At 40.5% G+C, this 19,039-nt stretch carries 11 protein-coding genes and 5 pseudogenes; 1 reads left to right on the top strand and 15 read right to left on the bottom strand.

Going from position 1 to position 19,039, the window contains the following annotated elements:
• Positions 1-22: 22 nt before the first annotated feature.
• The 15 genes and pseudogenes from iolD to JCM10596_RS25065 all read right to left on the bottom strand — a co-directional run bounded on the left by iolD (position 23) and on the right by JCM10596_RS25065 (position 16,842).
• The gene (iolD, locus tag JCM10596_RS11185) at positions 23-1,957 is read right to left on the bottom strand and encodes a 3D-(3,5/4)-trihydroxycyclohexane-1,2-dione acylhydrolase (decyclizing) (protein ID WP_025027208.1); all 1,935 of its coding nucleotides are present in this window, start codon (positions 1,955-1,957) and stop codon (positions 23-25) included.
• 55 nt (positions 1,958-2,012) lie between these two features.
• A pseudogene (locus JCM10596_RS25095) lies at positions 2,013-2,848 on the bottom strand (sugar phosphate isomerase/epimerase family protein).
• A gap of 41 nt (positions 2,849-2,889) precedes the next feature.
• Positions 2,890-3,759 (bottom strand): ABC transporter permease, encoded by an 870-nt coding sequence (locus JCM10596_RS25090; RefSeq protein ID WP_148302573.1) that lies wholly within the window; start codon positions 3,757-3,759, stop codon positions 2,890-2,892.
• The gene (locus JCM10596_RS30800) at positions 3,759-3,893 is read right to left on the bottom strand and encodes a hypothetical protein (RefSeq protein WP_267879692.1); all 135 of its coding nucleotides are present in this window, start codon (positions 3,891-3,893) and stop codon (positions 3,759-3,761) included. Before JCM10596_RS30800 ends, JCM10596_RS25090 begins: the two co-directional genes overlap by 1 nt.
• A 28-nt stretch (positions 3,894-3,921) precedes the next feature.
• Positions 3,922-5,426: pseudogene (locus JCM10596_RS25085) on the bottom strand (sugar ABC transporter ATP-binding protein).
• Between the two features lie 91 nt (positions 5,427-5,517).
• Entirely contained in the window at positions 5,518-6,522 is a 1,005-nt protein-coding gene (locus JCM10596_RS11165) for a sugar ABC transporter substrate-binding protein (RefSeq protein ID WP_025027207.1), read from the bottom strand.
• 109 nt (positions 6,523-6,631) lie between these two features.
• Positions 6,632-7,803 (bottom strand): annotated as a pseudogene (locus tag JCM10596_RS25080) (Gfo/Idh/MocA family protein).
• Positions 7,804-7,845: 42 nt separating this feature from the next.
• Positions 7,846-8,841, bottom strand: coding sequence for a Gfo/Idh/MocA family protein (locus JCM10596_RS11155; RefSeq protein WP_025027206.1), 996 nt, complete (start codon positions 8,839-8,841; stop codon positions 7,846-7,848).
• Between the two features lie 84 nt (positions 8,842-8,925).
• Positions 8,926-9,303: a LacI family DNA-binding transcriptional regulator gene (locus JCM10596_RS31325; protein ID WP_369345625.1), complete on the bottom strand. Its 378-nt coding sequence runs from the start codon at positions 9,301-9,303 to the stop codon at positions 8,926-8,928.
• Positions 9,300-9,920: a LacI family DNA-binding transcriptional regulator gene (locus tag JCM10596_RS31320; protein ID WP_369345624.1), complete on the bottom strand. Its 621-nt coding sequence runs from the start codon at positions 9,918-9,920 to the stop codon at positions 9,300-9,302. The genes JCM10596_RS31325 and JCM10596_RS31320 overlap by 4 nt, the downstream gene beginning before the upstream one ends.
• A 177-nt stretch (positions 9,921-10,097) precedes the next feature.
• Positions 10,098-11,130: pseudogene (locus JCM10596_RS25070) on the bottom strand (Gfo/Idh/MocA family oxidoreductase).
• A 375-nt stretch (positions 11,131-11,505) separates the two neighbouring features.
• Entirely contained in the window at positions 11,506-13,713 is a 2,208-nt protein-coding gene (locus tag JCM10596_RS11140; RefSeq protein WP_025027205.1) for an MMPL family transporter, read from the bottom strand.
• Positions 13,714-13,789: 76 nt separating this feature from the next.
• Positions 13,790-15,169: a sensor histidine kinase gene (locus JCM10596_RS11135; protein ID WP_025027204.1), complete on the bottom strand. Its 1,380-nt coding sequence runs from the start codon at positions 15,167-15,169 to the stop codon at positions 13,790-13,792.
• Complete coding sequence (locus tag JCM10596_RS11130) at positions 15,166-15,846, bottom strand: response regulator transcription factor (RefSeq protein WP_025027203.1); 681 nt, start codon at positions 15,844-15,846, stop codon at positions 15,166-15,168. The genes JCM10596_RS11135 and JCM10596_RS11130 overlap by 4 nt, the downstream gene beginning before the upstream one ends.
• Before the next feature lie 177 nt (positions 15,847-16,023).
• Positions 16,024-16,842: an NAD(P)-dependent oxidoreductase gene (locus tag JCM10596_RS25065; RefSeq protein ID WP_234410483.1), complete on the bottom strand. Its 819-nt coding sequence runs from the start codon at positions 16,840-16,842 to the stop codon at positions 16,024-16,026.
• A 175-nt stretch (positions 16,843-17,017) separates the two neighbouring features.
• Here JCM10596_RS25065 and JCM10596_RS25060 point away from each other — a divergent pair.
• Positions 17,018-19,039: pseudogene (locus JCM10596_RS25060) on the top strand (bifunctional 2',3'-cyclic-nucleotide 2'-phosphodiesterase/3'-nucleotidase); the annotation flags it as partial.

Below are 19,039 nucleotides of genomic sequence, written 5' to 3'. Positions count from 1 at the left end.
TCTTTTCACCTCGAAGGTTTCATTAATATTTTCTTGCCGTTTTTAAATGATGTTCTTTATTTTGATAGGCTTCTTGTACTTTAGGGTTAGATGACACCGCTGCTACTCCTACATGCCACCATGCTTCATAGCCATTGGTCATTGTTTTGGGCAGAATCTTAATATCTAGCAAAGTAGAAACCGTTTGTTGCTTAGCATCTTCTACTGCTTTATAAAGCTCTTGAATGGTACGTACAGCATATGTTTTTACTCCGTAGCCTGCTGCATTTGCCGCAAAATCAATCTTCATTAAAGCACCATCTAAGTTTCCACTGACTGGATTCCGATAACGAAATTCTGTCCCAAAGCTTCCCATGCCATTTCCCATTTGCAAGTTATTGATACAGCCAAAAGCAGCATTGTCAAAGAGAATGACGTTGATTTTCTTTCCTTCTTGTAGACTTGTTACTAACTCAGAGTGCATCATGAGATAGCTTCCATCCCCCACCATGGCATAGACCTCTTTTTCAGGTTCAGCGATCTTCACCCCTAAAGCCCCTGCAATTTCATAGCCCATGCACGAATAGCCATATTCCATATGATAGGTATTCGGTTTTCTGGATTGCCAGACTCGCTGTAAATCTCCTGGTAAACTCCCCGCTGCTCCAACGATAATCGCATCATCGGCAACGAGGTGATTCAGGTGACCCAGTACTTCCGTCTGAGTCAGGGAGGATTGATAGGTTTCGACGAATTCAGCCATCACTTCGTCCAAATGCCCTGCTACTTCAGGAACAAATCCCTCAGAGGTATATCTCGTCTGATGCAGGCGATTAAGCTCCTGACTCCATTCCATCTTCGCCTGTTCAATTTCTTGACGATAAGCGGAGCGATACTTGATTTTCTGGAGTTCGACCGTTAATTGCTCCAGAGATGCTTTGGCATCTGCCACCACTTTGACGGCATCTAGTTTTCCTGCATGAAACTCTGACACATTTATTGTTAAAAACTCCACATCAGGATGCTGGAAAAGCTGCTTAGAAGCCGTTGTAAAATCAGAATATCTCGTCCCTATCCCAATAATTAAATCTGCTTCCTTGGCTAGTTTGTTTGCCGCTAGATTACCAGTCACTCCAATTCCGCCTAAATTCAGCGGATGAGAACTAAGAACGGCGCTTTTTCCTGCTTGCGTTTCACCAAAAGGGATTACAAATTGCTCAGAAAAGTGTTCTAGTACCTGAGCTGCTTCCGAATATCGAACTCCGCCTCCACAGATGATCAGGGGCTTCTTTTTCCTCTGAATCAATTCTACCGCTTCCTGTAATGCTTCTTTTGTCGGCAACCGACGCTCTATTCGATGAACTCTTTTCTTAAAAAAGGAGGCTGGAAAATCATATTTCTCTCCTTGAACATCCTGAGGAAGACAAAGGGTAACTGCGCCAGTATCTGCGGGATCTGTTAACACTCTCATGGCATTGATCAGGGCACTCATGATTTGCTCTGGGCGGTAAACACGATCCCAGTATTTACTGACCGCTCGAAACGCATCATTCGTCGTCATGGTTAAATCATGAAAATGTTCCACTTGCTGAAGAACCGGATCTGGCTGTCTCGAGGAAAACGTATCTCCAGGAAGGAGCAACAAAGGGATATGATTCGCTGTCGCTGTCGCTGCGGCTGTCACCATATTAGCTGCGCCTGGTCCCACAGAGGAGGTACAAGCAATGATTTGTCTGCGATGCTTCTGTTTGGCAAAGGCAACAGCTGCTTGTGCCATTCCCTGTTCATTTCTTCCCTGATAGACTTGAAGATCACCAGGGTCTTCTTCTAAGGCTTGCCCTAATCCCAACACATTTCCATGACCGAAAATGGTGAAAATCCCTTGAACAAACTTTTCTTCTTTTCCCTCAAATTCAATATATTGCTGATTTAGAAATCTTACTAAAGCTTGTGCCGTTGTTAAGCTGTAGGTTTGCATTCTTTCTCCCCACCTTTTTCATAACGTTAAGCGCTTAACGTCTTCTTAAAAAAAATTATTCAACCTCAAAGTACTTTGAAATGACTCTTTCCGTTGTTTCCTTTCCTATCCTAATCGTTTTTTCAATCTCCCATTCCCAGTATTCAGTCTAAATAGCTCAATGGAAACCATTTCTCCATAGCCAATCTCTTTTAAGGTCGCTAGAATTCTATCTAAATCAATCGCTCCTTCTCCCGGCCATACTCGCTGATGATCTCGCAGAGCTCCCACAGGGAGGTCTTCACAATCATCAATATGAAAAACAAAAATGTGCTTGGCGTCCATTCTCTTTAAATCTTCTAGAGATGAATTCATCGCATGAAAATGGAAGCAATCTAGGACCAGTCCCACACTCGGTCTATTTACTTCTTGAACAATATCGTAGGCTTGACCCAAAGTGTTTACTGAACAATTAGGATATCCTACAAACTCCAGAGCAAGCTTTACTCCGTATGGCTCTGCAAGCTCTGCTAATTCGTGTAAAGCTCGTGCTGTTTCTGCCTTAATCTGTGCTTGGGTATACTCCCCTACATCAAACGTAGGAACGGCAATGATCTTCTTACAATTGATTTCTTCTCCAATTCTACATAGCCACTCAAGGTCCTCGACAATTTGCTTGAAATCAGATTCAGCTCGAAAGCTGATAAATTCAAGAGCATTAAAAGCATAAGGCTTTATTCTGCTCCGTTCAAAGTAGCTCTTCAGATCCTCCACAGTATGCTCCTCTAAATATTCTTTCAGTTTATCTATTCTGATTTCAATAAGCTCATAGCCATGTTTTTCACAATATTCCAGGTCTTTCGCTAACGTAGAGTATTTCATCGTCGTTGCTTGATTATATGCCACTTTCATAGAAACTCTCCTATCATCTTTCTTTTTATCATTTTTTATTTTTACGATTTTTTATTTTTCCTAGAATCGATCAATACAGCTACAGTAATGATCGCCCCCTTCAATATTTGCTGCCAATAAGAGGAAACATTTAATAAATCTAAACCATTATTCATGACTCCGATTATTAGAGCCCCGATCACTGTTCCACCTATCGTCCCGATTCCACCAGCAAGGCTCGTTCCTCCAATAACCGCTGCTGCAATCGCATCAAGCTCATACATAACCCCTGCTGTTGGCTGACCTGAGGCAATGCGAGAAGTGAGGATGATTCCTGCTAAACCGGAAAGTAAACCCGCATATCCATAGATTAAGATTTTATATTTGGTTACATTGACCCCTGCAATGATCGCCGCCTGCTCATTTCCCCCTATGGCATAGACGTACTTACCAAATTTCGTTTTATTTAAAAGAATATAAGAAATGACAGCAACTGCTGCAAAGATAATAATAGGAACAGGAATACCAAATAAGGAGCCTTGACCAATAAATTTAAAGGATTCGGATAACCCCCCAATTGGTTTTCCTCCGCTATAAAGCAGAGCTGCTCCACGTGCTGCCGTCATCATCCCCAGTGTCACAATAAAAGGAGCAATTTTTCCTTTGGCAATAATGCTTCCATTAATCAATCCACACAAGAGTCCAATTCCAAGTCCAATCGCAACGGCAAATAAGACAGGATAACTATCTACCTGAGCCACACTGGCTACAATGACGGAAGTTAGAGCAATAACAGAACCAGAGGATAGGTCGATGCCCGTTGTTATAATTATCATCGTGACTCCAATCGCCACAATTCCTACAATAGACATTTGTCTTACGATGTTTAGTAGATTACCTGAGGTGAAGAAAGTAGGTGATAAAGCGGCCATTAGGCTACTAATGCGATGAGAATAAATAACATTCCATACTTGCTTAAAATCTGTCCTGCTTTTTCTTTCCAATAGTCGCGCTTAGAACTCTCCGTTTTCTCTTGTTCATTAACAACCGTTACTTCGCTATTCATCAGTAAACTCCCCCCAGCTTTCATTCATCTAATGGACGGCTACATCGCCTGTCGCCAATTGTAATATTCTTTCTTGTGTTGCTTCTGATCTATTTAACTCTCCCATCTTTCTTCCTTGATGCATCACGATCACTCGATCACTCAATCCTAAAATCTCTGGAAGTTCTGAAGAAATGACTATAATGCTTTGCCTTTTTGAGCTAAATCAAAGATTAAATTATAGATTTCAGATTTCGCTCCCACATCAATTCCTCTGGTAGGTTCATCTAAGATCAATATATCCGGGTCACGTAGTAACCATCGCGCAATTAAAGCTTTTTGCTGGTTTCCTCCGCTTAGCAAACGGACGGCTTGTTGCAGGCTAGGTGTTTTGATCGCTAATCTTTCACTTTGCTTTTCGCATTCTGCTTGAATCTTCTTTCTATTTAGGAAGCCTTTATTCAGATATTGATCTATGTTAACCGGTATCATGTTGTCCTGAACGGAAAGAGGCAAGAATAAGCCCGTTAATTTTCGATCCTCTGTCAATAGTCCCATCCCGCTTTGGATAGCATCCTGCGGTGAACGAATGACCTTCTTTTGACCATGAATATATATTTCTCCAGATTCATAGGAGTGAACTCCAAATATACTCTCCATTACTTCTGTTCGTCCAGAACCCATCAAACCCGCAAATCCAACAATTTCACCTTTGCGTACATGAAAGCTGACATCTTCGAACCAGCCTTTCTTGGTTACACTGTTTACCGTTAGTGCGATTTCTTTAATCTCTGCCGTTTTTTTATTAAACACTTGCGTTAATTCTCTTCCTACCATCATTTCGATTAATTGTTCTTTGGTCGTCTGTTCGCTTACTCTTGTGCCTACATACTTTCCATCTCGTAGAACGGTTAGTTCATCTGTAATTTGAGCAAGCTCATCCATTTTATGAGTAATATAAATAATGGATACCCCTTCTTTTTTTAGACCACGAATGATTTTAAACAGATGATTCACTTCTTTTTCTGTGATCGCAGAGGTGGGTTCATCCATAATGATGAGCTTAGATTGGTACGAAATTGCCTTTGCTATTTCTACCATCTGAGTATTGGCAATGCTTAGATTGCACATTTTCTCTCTTGGATCAATTTTAATTTCAAGCCTTTCAAAAAGTTTCTTGGTTTTCTCTTCTAACTCTTTGCTTTTTACCCAACCTGTAAAGCCATAACTTGGCTCTCTGCCTAAAAAGATATTTTCTGCCACCGTCATATAAGGGATAGGGCTTAACTCCTGATGAATCATTGAGATTCCTTTATCAAGAGCATTTTTAATATTTGCCAGCTTCAGCTCCTCACCATCGAAGCGAACAACTCCTTGATCAGGTGTATAAATCCCGATTAGAATTTTCATTAGGGTTGATTTTCCAGCTCCATTTTCTCCCATTAAAGCATGAACGGTTCCTTTCCGTACATGTAGCTGTACTTGATCAAGCGCTTTCACTCCGGGGAATTCTTTTGTAATATTCTCCATTTGCAGGATATAGTCATTGCTCATGCCTATCACCTCTTTTTCGATAGGGTATATTTTGACAAGGAACACCTGTACTCCAGGTGTTCCTTGTCCCTCAACTTACGGAACCTTTGAACTATTGCCATTTTTTGATGTATTCTTCTACATTTTCAATGGTCACTAGCTCGTAGGGAATCCAGACGAATTTGTCCACGCTTTCGCCTCTCACAATTTTTAAAGCGGTTTCAATTCCTCCTCTACCTTGCCCAGCAGCGTCTTGGAAAACCGTAACAGATAATTTACCGCTCTTCACAAATTCAAGAGCATCTGGAGTAGCATCTACTCCTGCAACAATGACATCATCCAGCTTTCCAGCAGCTTCTAGTGCCATAATTGCTCCAATAGCCATCTCGTCATTGTTGGCAACAACAGCATCAATTTCCTTACCTGACTGCAACCAGTTTTCCATTAAGGTCATCCCTTTGGCACGATCCCACTCCCCAGTTCCTTCAAGGACAATGTGCATATCAGAATGTTTAGCCATGATTTCTTTATTTCCTTCTGTTCTTTTAATTTGAGCTTCGTGTCCCATCTGTCCATTCATGATGGCAATATTTCCTTTTCCATCTAGCATTCTAGCTACTTCTTCCATTTCCATAATCCCCGCAGTAATAGACTCTGAACCAACATAGGCACTTGCTTGATCGACTCCTTCATATTGTCTATTAACTACAATGATCGGAATATCTGCTTGGTTTGCTTTGTCCACCATATTTTCTGCAGAAACGGTATCAACAGGAACCATCACGATCGCATCCACTTTTTGCGAAATAAAGTTTTCGATTTGCGATAGCTGCTTATTCGCATCATTCATCGCATCAACATAAATCACTTCTACTCCTTCAAGTGTTGCTTCATACTCTCTCATTCCATCTTGTAAGTAACCCAACCATTTATCATCAAAATCAGGAAGTGCTGCTCCAATGACGATTTTATCTCCTGCTGATTGACTTGCCCCTTCTCCTTGCTCACCCGAGGATGAGCTTTGGGAAGTGCTATCAGAAGCACCACAACCTACAAGAAACATAGAAATAACAAGCAGGCAAGACAGTAGGAAAACCATTTTCTTTTTGCTAAACATCGTTAAAACCTCCCTATTACTTGTTTATATATTGGAAAGTTCTTAGAAGAACTGGCCAACCAAGAATCGGACCCTTTTCTCTCTTTTCAGGTCACAGAATATACAAGCATCACAGTATTTTTTCTCCTAAGCTCACCCATTTTCGATTTCGAACGGATTCCTCCACAGCTTCTAAGACAGCCTGATTTCTTACTCCATCCTCGAAGTTAGGGTAAGGACTCGTTCCTTTGGCAATGCCGTTCATTAACTCGGTAATAATATTGGTAAAAGTATGTTCGTAACCAAGAATATGCCCTGCTGGCCAGTAAACTTGAGCAAATGGATGCTCCTCTTCAGTACAATTAATGGTTCTAAATCCCTGAAGACCTGGTTCATCATCCCCAAGATATACCTGTAGATTATTCAAGTTCTCCATATCCCAGCGAATTGAGCCTTTCTCTCCATTAATTTCAAAGCGGTTCCCTGCTCTGTTTCCTTTACTAAAACGTGAAGATTCAAAGCTTCCTAGAGCACCATTTTCAAAACGAGCGATAAATAAGGTGGCATCATCGACATTGACTTCTCCGTATGTAGTGCTTTCTATCTGCCCTTTCAAGTTATCGCTCATCGTGCCTAATGGACGCTTCTTAATAAAGGTTTCCATGGTTCCTACTACTTCTTTAAATTCGCCAACTAAAAATCGTGCTATATCTATAATATGAGCGCCAAGATCCCCTAGGGTTCCTCCTCCTGAAATATCCTTCTGAAGTCTCCAAATCAGCGGGAAGTTAGGGTCCATCAACCAATCCTGCAAGAAGGTAGCACGAATATGATAGATTCTACCAAGCGCCCTTCCTCTATTAATTTTTTGGCAAATTGCACAGCAGGGGAAAATCGATAGTTATGACAGATCATATGAGTCACGCCTGCTTTGTTGACAGCTTCTAGCATTCGTTTTGCTTGCTCTAGATCTAAAGCAAGTGGTTTTTCACAAAAAACATGCTTTCCAGCTTCAGCCGCTGCAATCGCGATCTCCGCATGAGTATCATTAGGGGTCACAATATCAATTAAATCGATATCCTCTCTTTCAATGAGGCGGCGCCAGTCAGTTTCATAGGAAGCCCAGCCTAGTTTTTCAGCGGCTTTCTTCACTCCTTCCTCATTTCGACCCGCAATAGCTTGCATCACGGGTGTACACTCTGTATCGAAATAAAAAGGAACGTCACGATAAGCATGGGAGTGAGCTCTACCCATTAATCTGTAGCCCACCATTCCCACCCTGATTTGTCTTTTGGATTTCATATTTTTCACCCTTTTCGCTTATATTCTTAGAAAGAAAGCGCTTTATACTTTCTCGCGAAAATCAATATGTTTTCCAGTTTTAGCGCTTTCATAAATAGCCTCTAGCAATTGGATAGATCTAAATCCATCTTCCGCATCTACAGGAGGTTTTGTGCCTTCTAGGATGGCATCTATAAACAAGCGGTCCTCTTCAACATAACCCCATTTGTCCTCCGTAGATAACTGGAAGAAATCACTAAGCTGACTTGGCTGATTTAAGCCCGGTGAATACATAACTTTTTCTAACTCCTGTGTTGCAATAGTAGAGTATTTACCATACACCTCTAAGCTTTCAAAAGGAAAGCTCCAACCAGCATGGGCATACGTAACAAAGTTCGCAATCGTCCCAGAAGTAAAGGTAAGCATAATAGCAAAGGTATCAATTTCAGATGTTGAAATATTCTGTCTTCCTTCGCAATAAACCGTTTCTACTTCTCCAAATAAATATCTGCACATATCCATCAAATGAAAAGGAGTTTCATAGAGATAACCACCCGTAATTTCTGGGTGAGAGGTCCAAGCAGGATTTAATAGCTCACCACGATTCATTTTAATATGAGCTAGGAAAGGGCTTAACTCACCAGAATCAATAACTTCTTTTACTTTTTTATAGACAAAAGCATAGCGTCGGTTCATTCCTAAGTTGTAGATGGCTGATGATCTAGCTGCTGCTTCTCTGATTTGAGCTGCTTCCGCTAAGGAGGTTGCCATTGGCTTTTCTGAGAAAACATGAACATTGTTATCTAAACATTTTAAGACGGGCTCTACATGTAACGTATTCGGTGTCGTGACATAGACGGCATCCACTCCTAAGTCAAATAATTCCTCCAATGTTTTGACAGCCGTTGCCTGTCCCGCTTCTTGTGCCAATGAAGCGGCTCTTTCTTCCGATATATCTGCTATTCCAATAATCTCTACCCGTTCATCCCTCTTTAAGATATTGGTGTGTACTCTAGCAATTCCTCCTGCGCCTAAAATCCCAATTTTCACTTTTGACATAGTTTGTCCTCTCCTTTACTTAAGCGCTTAATTTTTTGAATATTTTTTATCCCCTGACCCAGTTACCGATTTCGATCACTGGGATCAGGAACACTGACAGGTTGATTTTCGAACAATAAGCTGAGGCAAAAAGACAACTCGCTGCTTATCTTTGCTTTTTCCTTCAATTTCAGCAATGAGTAAATCCACCACCTTCGTACACATATCTTGGATAGGTTGCTCCACCGTGGTAAGAGGAGGATCTGTACTTCTTGAAAGTAATGTATTGTCAAAGCCGACAATGGACAGTTCTTCAGGGATACTACGTCCTTTCTCCCGTGCGGTATGCATCGCACTAATCGCCATCAGATCATTTAAAGCAAAAATAGCGGTCGGCGGTTCAGGGAGGTCGAGTAATTCTGCTGTGATTCGTTCCACATCTTCTGAACTAGAATCACTAATCTTAATCAGCTCTTCGATCACCTTAAGCCTTTATCTTGAAGTGCCTTCTTATAGCCCTCTATACGTTCTTGGCTACTTGTGACATCTTCTGCAATGACTGCGATTTTTTGATGACCAAGAGAAGCTAGATAAGCTGCTACCTCATATCCCCCTAAAAAATCATCTACTTTCACACTGTTTACTGAAAGAAAGGGGTAAGATTCTGTTAGCAGAACAACTGGAATTTGATCTTCAAGCAGTTCAGCAATCACATCGGTATTTTTGAAAGCCCCTGCCAATACAAAGCCATCGACACTTTTTTGATTTAAGAGAGACACGTAAAATGCTTCTTTTTCCTTATCTAGATCGGTGCTGCAAATCACGATATTATATCCTAATTCATGCGCACGATCCTCTACTCTACGTGCCATTCCTGCAACAAACGGATTGGCAAGGTCAGGTAACAAAAATCCTATGGTTGAAGTCCTTTTTCCTGTTAATGCGGAGGCAAGGACACTTGGCTTGTAATTTAATTCTTGCATCACTTTTAACACTTTTTCTTTGCTTTTCTTGCCAACTTGCAAATTATTCATGACTTTTGAAACAGTAGCGATTGAAACACCTGCTTTATTGGCTACGTCATAGATAGTTGGTTTCATACTTCTCGCCTTCTTTCTCTCTTTCTTTATAGATACAATGACGTACATATAAAGAATACCATAATTTTTCCCAAAACGCTCCGCTTCATTTTCAGAATATTAAGCGCTTAATAATTTTAGCAGAAAAAAGGTTTTTTTTAAAGAGAAAGTACTATATTCAAAAAATAATACTACCTATTACGCTAGTTTACTATTGCTTGTATGACCGTCTAAACGAATGGTCTTACCTGTCTGATAGGATTGAGTGGCTGCCACTGCAATCTCAAGAGCTAGCTTGCCATCCACTTCATCTACTTTTGGTCTTTCATTATTTCGTAGACTCTCAACAAAAGACACCATTTCATAGAGATAGGCATTTAAAACTGGTGGGGAAGTCAGGGATGATATTATATGTAGCCCCGTTATTTTTAAGAATCTTCACATCATGATGCTGCATGGAACCCCCAACATGAATGGCACCTTCTGTTCCAATGATTTCTGCTCTGATATCATACCCATAATAGGCATTTCTGCTTGCCTCTATATCTGCGGCAGCTCCAGAGTCAAAGGTTAGGTAGGTTAAAGCCTGATCCACATCGTTAAACTCAGCAACATACTGATTATGAACCACACTGCCAAGCGCTGTAACGGATGTAACTTCGGCACCCATGAAAAAGCGGGCTGTATCATAATCGTGAATGGAGAAATCTAGGTATAACCCTCCGCTATGCTTAATAAACTCCGGTGGAGGCGTTCCCCCATCTCGTGTCATTCCTTTGAAGTATAGCGGTTGACCAATATCCCCAGCCTCTATCCTTCTTTTTGCCTCTACATAAGATGGATCAAATCTTCTCATAAAGCCCACTTGACATAAAACCTTGTTCTGTCGAATTGCCTCAATCACCTTATCTGCCTCTTGCAAAGTCTGTGTAATCGGCTTTTCTGTAAAGATATGTTTCTGATGATTGGCGGCTAATGTAATCATCTCTGCATGTGTGGAGGTTGGTGTAACAATCGCTATAGCATCAATATTGGGATCTTCCATGATTTCTACAGGGTTTTTGGACCATTTAGCCACCCCTAGCTCGCGTGCCACTTGTTCGGCTCTTCCCTCCATTGGATCAACTACCGCTACCAACTCAGCATCTTTTACTCTCTGGGAGAGGTTCTCAGCATGCCAATACCCCAATCTCCCTAAACCAAGGACTGCAAATCGTATTTTTTTGGACATTAAAAATCAACCTTTCATCGTCAAATTAAACCTACTTAATTTTATGGTTGAATAAAATAAAGCGTATTCATAACAGAGCATTCAGAATATAAAGCGCTTTACTTTTTTCTATTATAAAACTACTAAATGAAAATTACAATCATAAAATGTCAAAAAAATATAATTTTTTTTCCAGCTTTTTCTTCGGGTTTTATCCTTCCAACTGAGGGACAGGGGAATACCTATCCTCCTTTTCATGCTGCCAGAAAGTTTAAATTTTTGTTATAGATTATACAAAAATTTAAACTTTCTTATTCAGTAAAAAAGCCATTTCCCTTCTAATAAGAAAGATGAAATGGCTTCAATTATCAATATAGGTTGAGTAGAGTTATAGAATTAGAAATGTTGACTCTTCTTTTGAAAGACGACTCTTTTCTTGTAGAACATGAGAATGGCAGGCAGCAGCATCCCACGAATCAAAAACACATCCATCATGATTCCTATAGCCATCACAAAACCGAAGAGGAAGAGCTCCTGTAACGGTTGAGTAATTAAGACAGAAAATGTGGCAGCTAATATGATCCCTGCGGAGGTAATCACCCCGCCTGTTTTGGAAACACCTCGATGGATTGCCTCGACCCAAGAAACACGTCTAGCTTCCTCCATTATTCTAGAGACCAGCATAATATTATAGTCCACACCCAAGGCAACAAGGAAAACAAACGTGTACAAAGGTAAGCGATAACTCATTGCCTCCAAGCCCAAAAATGTATGGAATATAAACCAGCTTAGTCCGAGTGCAGCCGTATACGAAAGAAGCATGGTCATCATCATCATGAAAGAGATGCGTATCGAGCGAGCCTGAAAGGTAAGCATAATAAAAATTAGAAGGCTGACAAGGGGAAAGACGATCCATAGATCCCGTTGATTTAGTTCTCGCACATCTAGCTGTTGTGCCGTTTGACCTGCATAGTGTAGTGAAAATTGCTTAGGATCAAGCCCACTTTCTTCTAGCAGCCTGTCGCTCTCGTTTCTAAGTCTTTCCACTACTTCTAAAGCGGATTGATCATATGGATGCTCTTCCAGCGTAATTTGCAGCTTGATTGCCTGAAGTTCCTGCGCTAAAAAGTCTCTAGGTAACGGAACATCTGCCTTGCTGAAATCTGATGTAATCGTTGGAGTAACTGCCTGAATTCCTTCTCTATTCGAGATAGCTGTGACTAAGTTTTCTAGACCTTCAACCATGGTCGGTGTCAGTTCCATTCTCTCTTCGGAGGTAAGAAGCACCGTCACTGGAGCCAGCCTTCCTTTGGGAAAATGCTCCTCTAGGATCGAAAAGCCTTGACGAGATGAAAGTTCTTCTGGAAATGATTTCATCAGATTGAATGAATACTGTACATTCAACATATTCCATGAAGCTATACTTAGCATCACAATAAGGAGCCCTGATAGAAGGGCAGGCTTTTTCGTCACGAGCGTTGCGATTCTTGTCCAGATGCGATTGCTTTGTTTTTCCACATCTCCTAGCTTCGGAATAAAAGGCCAGAATGCCTTGCGCCCCGCTAGTGTAAACACGGCTGGAATCAAGGTCAATCCACCCAAAAGAATAATAACCATGGCGATGGAAAAGGCTGGAGCGAAATAATGATACGGCTGGAAGACAGCAAAAAACAAGACCATCACCGCCACCAATACCGTTCCTCCGCTATACAAGATGGGTTCTGCCACTTGGGACATAGCCACTCTCATCGCGTCATATTTTGAACCCATTCTCTTCAATTCTTCACGATAACGAGATAAAACGAATAAACAATAATCCGTTAAAACGGCAAAAAGCAGAATCATCATAATCGAAAGGGCTTGCTTATCCACAATGATCCAACCGTTTTGAGCCGCTAATCCTATTAAACGATCAACTGCTTGATAGACCATTCCGGCAATGACCAATGGAATAATGGCAAGCAATGGTGAGCGATAAATGACCATTAATAGAACAAGAATCAGACCAATGGTAGAGAACAAGAGCACCAAATCTGCATTGGAAAAGATATTAAGAGTATCTGCCACAATTCCAGCAGGTCCAGTTATTTCAAATTGCATTCCGTCTAGCTCCATGCTTAAAGCGTACTCTCTTATTTGCTCTAGCGTTTGCTGAACTTCATTTGATTCTAGCCCTTTTTCTAATACCACATTTAATAACGTCGTCGTTCGATCCTCTGAAAACAGTTGCTCCTGCACTTCTGTCGGAAACAAATGAAAAGGCATAGAACGCTCAACATGTGCAGGTTTTTCTTCTGAGAAAAGCCATTCGCTAATGGCTTCAATCTTGGCTCGTTCCTCAGTGGTTATGGGTTGTTGTCCGTGAAAGACAAGTAAGGCAACTAATCCGCCCTCTGCTGGAAAATGTTCATCTAACAATGCTTGTGCCTGGGCAGAAAGGGTATCTTCATGAATACTCGATTCCTGACTTGTGATGGTAAATTCCTTGGCTCCAGGCGATATCATGGTCCCAATTACAATCATTAAAATCCATGTGATGACAATCATTCTACTCCCTGTTTGGCTACTAACGAATCCTGCTAGTTGATGCAATAGACGATTCATTCTTGCCATTCACCTCCTGTTTAATCTCTCTAATAAGATTGTAGGACAGGATTATGAACGCAATATGAACAGCAGGTTACAAATAAGGGAAACGAAGCGTAAAGGTCGTTCCCTTCCCTAGCTCACTTGTAACATCAATACTCCCTTCATGAAGATCCATAATTTTTTTGACAATAGCCAAGCCTAAACCACTTCCTGCTGTGGTACGATTTCTCGCTTTATCAGCCTTGTAGAAACGATCGAAAATGAAAGGAATCTCCTCCTGTGATATCCCTATTCCTTCATCTCTAATGACGACCTTAATTTCCTGTTCCACTTTTAATTCAATGTGTAAAGTGGCTCCTGGTTGGGAGAACTTAATGCTATTTGTCATAAGATTTAGCCAGACCTGATAAAGGAGCTCGGGATCAGCAGTCGCCACAATTTCAGATAAATCTGCTTCCACCGTCAAATTTTTTTGAGTCCATTGCCATTCGAGGGTAATTAGGACTTGTCTAATTTGTTCATCTAAGCGAAAAGCAGACTTTTTCAATACATTGGTTTCTTTATCTAGTGAAGCAAGAGTAAGAAGCTGATTGCTTAAGGAAGATAATCTTTTGCTTTCTTCATAGATCGTTTGCAAATATTTTGTTTCCTCTTCTGGTGTTGCTTTTTTCTTCAGCATTGAATAAGCAAATCCTTGAATAGAGGTTAAAGGAGATTGAATTTCGTGTGAAACATTGGCGACGAATTCCTGCCTCATTTGGTCCAATCTTTTCAAGCTCTGCGCCATTTGATCAAAATGTCGAGCTAAATTTCCGATTTCATCTTTTCTTTTCACTTCAAGTTGAATATTGTTGTAGTCTCCAGCGACGATTCTGTTCGTAGCCTCTGTTAATTTCTTTAGCGGGCTGACCAGAAAACGAGTAAGGAAAATAATAAGCACGACACTGAATAAAAAAGAACAGACCAACAGAATAGCAAGAATCATACGCACTTCCCCTATTTGCTGCTCTAAATTAGGGCGAATGAATAAGGCATAGTTTTGCCCCAGTACCTCAACGGGGAGCCCTACACTATTGCGTAAACTATTTTCAAAGAAACCAGCCACATTCAGGAAGCGATCCTCCCCTTGCATTCCTTGATAGGTTTGCCCTTTTAATACCTCAGCAATGTGCTTTGCTTCCAATTCCGTATGCTTAAAAGCGGCTCCGTAATAGCTTCCTTCTCCGTGCTCATCTATGGCATATAATTGAAAGCCCATGTTGGCAATGCTCGACAGATAATTTTCAAAATCAAAATCAGAGGAAGATTCATACAAATCACGGATCTCTTGCGCTATTCTTAACGTTTTCTGCTCATTGTAATCTCTCATTTTACTCAGGTAATATACATTTGTCAGCATCAGGGCGCATAGTCCGCTGACAAGGGTAATGACGATAAAGGTAGCAACGATATGAACGTAGAGTGTTCTCACTTCTCCGTCACCTCTAGCTTATAGCCAAGTCCACGTACTGTTGTGATGGTAAAATCATCTGTAAGGGGCTTAAATCGTTCTCTTACACGCTTAATATGGACATCCACCGTTCGATTATCCCCTTTATAATCTGTACCCCACACTAGTTGTACTAGCTCCTCTCTTGTAAAGATGCGCCCTGGATAACTTGCCAATTGAGCGAGTAGCTCAAATTCTTTCAAAGGAATGGAAATGGATTCTTGATTGATTTTCACTTCATAGCTACGTCGATCAATCTGTGTCTGATGCAAGCGAATTAATTCAGCAGACACCATTCTATACCTGCGTAATAGAGCCTTTATTCTAAATAGTAGTTCCTCTGGTTCAAATGGTTTAACAATATAATCATCCGTACCTGAACTAAACCCTTTCGCCTTATCTTCCAATGCTCCTTTGGCAGTGAGTAAAATCACGGGAATATCATAATAGCTGCGTATTTCCTGACATAGCTCCCAGCCATTTTTCTCTGGCATCATCACATCCACAATGGCTAAGTGGATAGCTTCCTTTTCTAAAATGTGTAATGCCTGCTCCCCATCTTCCGCTTCAAATGGCAGATAGCCTTCCGTAATGAGGTTCAAACGAAGGAGTTCACGAATATGTGGATCATCATCTGCAATTAATATCTGGACTCGCATGTATTCCTCCTCTTTTCTATAAAATAATTGATCTCTTCTACTTTTCGATTGGATTTACGATCCTAGTCGGTTGTTGCTCAATGTAATAAGAGAGAATATTCTCGACTGCTGTATCTATGAATCGGTTCAGCATTCGATCTGTTTTCCACCCTATATGAGGCGATAGGATCACATTGTCTAATTGCAGGAAGGATGATCTGAAGAAATAGGCTCTTGTGTGAACACATCTAGCCCTGCCCCACCTATTTTATTCTCCCTTAGAGCCTGAATCAGAGCTTCTTCATCAATCACTTCGCCTCGAGATGTGTTGATTAGACATGCTTCTTTTTTCATCATATCAAAATGGTCTGCTTTCAATAAGTGAGTTGTTTCAGGAACAAGCCGAACATGTAACGAAAGATAATCAGATCTCTTCAATAGCTGTTCAAGTGAACAATATTCTACTCCGTGTTCCTTTGCCCTTTCTTCTGTCAAACGGGGTCCCCAAGCTACAACCTTCATATTAAATGCTTGAGCTATTCTAGCTACACCCGCTCCTATTTTTCCGAGTCCAATAATTCCAATCGTTTTATCCTCTAGACTGAAACCGATCGTTTCCTGCCATATCCCTTCTTTCATTTTGTGATGGAGAGGAATGATCTTTCTAGAATAAGCTAACATAAAAGCAACGACAAGTTCCACTACAGCGTTAGAACCACCCGGAGTGGTTGATACAATCATCTGCAAACGATTCACTTCATCCATATCTATATGCGCAAGACCCGATCCAGTCTGGGCAATATATTTCACATTCCTCATCTCTTGTAAAAGCTCCTTAGAAAATCTTGTTCTCTCTCTAATAGGAATAACGATATCTGCTTTTTGAAGTCGTTCAAGAAGGATTTCTTTAGTTGGCTTATCATGGTAGATTTCCACTTCAAAATGTTCTCTTAATCTAGAAATACTCGTCTGATTACACACATGCTTCTCCCAATCATCTAATATAATCACCTTCATAATCCTTACTCCCTTTCCTTTATCATACTTTTAACATACTTTCATGATGTGCCCTTGAATTTCCATTGTCAACGTCAATTTTTAAGATTTTGTGTAGGGGTAGTTCTAAACCCGAATTTGTTGTATGATCAATATGTAGTATGAATTACCATAACATAACTTAGGAGGAACATGTATGAACAAAAGACAAGCTATTCAAAAGATTACTGCCTTACTTCTTGCCGTTTCACTTATGTTCTCACTCTTTGCCCCAGCTATCTCAGCTGAAGCCGGTTCAGCCATGACTGTGCGTATCCTTGAGACCACGGACATTCACGCACACATTATGAATTATGATTATTATAAGGATTCAGCAACAGATGCATTTGGATTGGCGAGAGCCGCTGGGCTTATTAAACAAGCACGCGCTGAAGTTAAAAACAGTCTTCTTTTTGACAACGGTGACTTAATTCAAGGGAACCTATGGGGGATTATGTAGCGAAAATCAAACCTCTTAAAGAAGGTGAGATTCATCCTGTCTACAAAGCTATGAATCTATTAAATTACGATGCAGCAACAGTAGGGAACCATGAATTTAACTATGGCTTAGATTTCCTTCAGCTTGCCCTAAAAGGAGCTAACTTTCCGTACGTTACTGCAAACGTATACATAGACGATAAAGACGATGATCCAACCAATGATGTCAATTACTTCAAGCCTTATATTATCCTAGATCGTACATTTAAGGATGAAAATGGTCGTGAGCATCCTGTAAAAGTTGGAGTCATTGGATTTGTTAACCCACAAATCATGCAATGGGATCGTGCGCATCTTGTAGGTAAGGTTATTACGAAAGATATCGTTGAATCTGCTGAAAAGTATGTACCTAAAATGAAACAAGAAGGAGCAGATATTGTCGTAGCTCTTGCTCACTCTGGTATTGATGCTTCTGGTAAAGTAAAAGGAATGGAAAATGCTTCTTACTATCTGAGTGAAGTAGAAGGAATTGATGCCCTCTTAACTGGACACCAACATAAAGTTTTCCCAGGAAAAGATTATGAAGGAATTAAAGGAGTCGATCTTAAAAAAGGAACTATCAATGGTGTTGCTGCCTTAATGCCAGGTTCTTGGGGAGATAACATCGGCTACATCGACCTTAAGCTAGAGAAAAAAGATGGAAAGTGGAAAGTGGTCGATAGTCAATCCGTTCTACGCCCTATTGTTGATAGCGATAAAAAGCCAACAGTTGCTACAGAACAAGCTATAGTTGATGCGGTAAAAGCAGAGCATGAGGGTACTTTGGAGTATGTTCGCGGACCTGTTGGAAAAACAACGGCTCCGATCAATAGTTACTTTGCTCTAGTACAAGATGATCCTTCGATTCAAATTGTTACCAACGCTCAAAAATGGTATGTAGAAAAATCTCTTAAAGGAACTGAATATGAAGGAATTCCAGTTCTATCTGCTGGTGCACCTTTTAAAGCAGGTGGACGTGGAGGCCCTAGCTACTATACTGATATTAAAGCTGGTACCATTGCTATTAAAAACGTAGCAGATCTTTACCTCTATCCTAACACGGTCTATGCTCTATTAATTAACGGAGATGAAGTGAGAGAATGGTTAGAATGGTCTGCGGGACAATTTAATCAAATCGATCCAAAAGTTACAACAGAGCAACCATTAATCAATAATGACTTCCCAACGTATAACTTTGATGTGATTGATGGCGTTACTTACCAAATTGACGTAACTCAGCCGGCGAAGTATGATCGTGGTGGAAAAGTCATTAATGAAAAGGCAAAAAGAATTAAAGATTTAAAATTCAACGGAAAACCTGTTACATCTGATATGAAATTTGTTGTTGCAACAAATAACTACCGTGCTTCTACAAGTCAAATTGTTAATCCAAATGGAAAAAATACAATTTTAGAAGCTCCAGATGAGAACCGACAAGCTATTATCTCCTATATCGAGGAGCTAGGTACGATCAACCCTACAGCAGATGGAAACTGGTCGTTTGCCCCTATTAATGCAAACGTAAATGTTACTTTTGAAACTGGACCTGCGGCTGAATCCTATGCCAAAGAACTAGATCATATTGCTTTTGTCGAAGTACAAGAAAGTGGCTTTGCGAAGTATTCTATTAACCTTTCTTCTACATCTAAAGAAGAAACGCCTAAGAAAGAGGAACCTAAGAAGGAAGAACCTAAAAAAGAAG

It is taken from the genome of Caldalkalibacillus mannanilyticus JCM 10596 (assembly GCF_000615945.1).
Lineage (GTDB): Bacteria > Bacillota > Bacilli > Caldalkalibacillales > JCM-10596 > Bacillus_AT > Bacillus_AT mannanilyticus.
Note: the sequence above shows the minus strand (reverse complement) of the source record. Positions and strands in the feature narration are given on the sequence as shown.

Coding starts and splice junctions, on each gene's coding strand:
- JCM10596_RS31320 (WP_369345624.1), bottom strand. CDS start 9,920: ATGAAACCAACTATCTATGACGTAGCCAATAAAGCAGGTGTTTCAATC.
- iolD (WP_025027208.1), bottom strand. CDS start 1,957: ATGCAAACCTACAGCTTAACAACGGCACAAGCTTTAGTAAGATTTCTA.
- JCM10596_RS25065 (WP_234410483.1), bottom strand. CDS start 16,842: ATGAAGGTGATTATATTAGATGATTGGGAGAAGCATGTGTGTAATCAG.
- JCM10596_RS11140 (WP_025027205.1), bottom strand. CDS start 13,713: ATGAATCGTCTATTGCATCAACTAGCAGGATTCGTTAGTAGCCAAACA.
- JCM10596_RS11130 (WP_025027203.1), bottom strand. CDS start 15,846: ATGCGAGTCCAGATATTAATTGCAGATGATGATCCACATATTCGTGAA.
- JCM10596_RS30800 (WP_267879692.1), bottom strand. CDS start 3,893: ATGAATAGCGAAGTAACGGTTGTTAATGAACAAGAGAAAACGGAGAGT.
- JCM10596_RS11155 (WP_025027206.1), bottom strand. CDS start 8,841: ATGTCAAAAGTGAAAATTGGGATTTTAGGCGCAGGAGGAATTGCTAGA.
- JCM10596_RS25090 (WP_148302573.1), bottom strand. CDS start 3,759: ATGGCCGCTTTATCACCTACTTTCTTCACCTCAGGTAATCTACTAAAC.
- JCM10596_RS11165 (WP_025027207.1), bottom strand. CDS start 6,522: ATGTTTAGCAAAAAGAAAATGGTTTTCCTACTGTCTTGCCTGCTTGTT.